The sequence below is a fragment of the Liquorilactobacillus sicerae genome, from assembly GCF_029916425.1.
Taxonomy (GTDB): domain Bacteria; phylum Bacillota; class Bacilli; order Lactobacillales; family Lactobacillaceae; genus Liquorilactobacillus; species Liquorilactobacillus sicerae.
In genome coordinates this window covers 1-647 of the sequence record NZ_JAHAVQ010000087.1, presented here as the reverse complement: position 1 = coordinate 647, position 647 = coordinate 1, and the positions used below count along the sequence as shown (strand labels likewise).

1 protein-coding gene and 1 pseudogene are annotated in these 647 nt (G+C 36.2%); both read left to right on the top strand.

The window, feature by feature from the left end; translation table 11 throughout:
- Positions 1-377 (top strand): gluconeogenesis factor YvcK family protein (locus KH893_RS11365; RefSeq protein WP_281166221.1); only part of this gene is annotated, 377 nt, incomplete at its 5' end.
- A pseudogene (locus KH893_RS11360) lies at positions 374-647 on the top strand (DNA-binding protein WhiA); the annotation flags it as partial. The gene KH893_RS11365 and the pseudogene KH893_RS11360, both read left to right, overlap by 4 nt.

The window sequence follows — 647 nt, the reverse complement described above, 5'->3', positions numbered from 1 at the left end:
TAGTTATTCCGGTTGTTGGTAAAGCAGTCAAAGAGAGTCCGGCAAAGAAGGTTTATATTGCCAATATTATGACTCAAAAAGGTGAAACGGATAATTACACGGATGCCAGCCATATTAAAGCGATTTATCAAAACGTTTCCAACAATATTGTTGATTATGTTTTGACTAATACGGCGGTCGTACCTGAAGATTATATCGATTATCAAAAGTGGAATGAAATTTCAACTCAGGTTAAGGTCAATACGAATGAAGATCGAAAACTCGGAGTAACTCCGATTACCGGAGATTTTCTTAAATTACGCGATCAGGGTGCTTTTCACGATGGCGATAAAATTGCCGGTAAATTACTCGATATTCTGGATAATAAATTTAAATGACTTTTACACAACAAGTTAAAAAGGAACTTTCAATATTGACGATTAATGTTAAGACGTCAAAGTCGGAGTTATCGGCAATATTTCGTTTGAATGGTATTTATCATCTTGGCAGTGCTGTTGGAAATACTTTGGAAGTTCAGACCCAAAATCCTGCCAGTGCAAGAAGAACTTATCAATTACTTTCACAAACTTACGAAGCAGATATTCAAACGAATATTGAAAGAGGAGGCTCGACAAAAATTTTCGGTCTGCATCGTTACGGCGTTATTA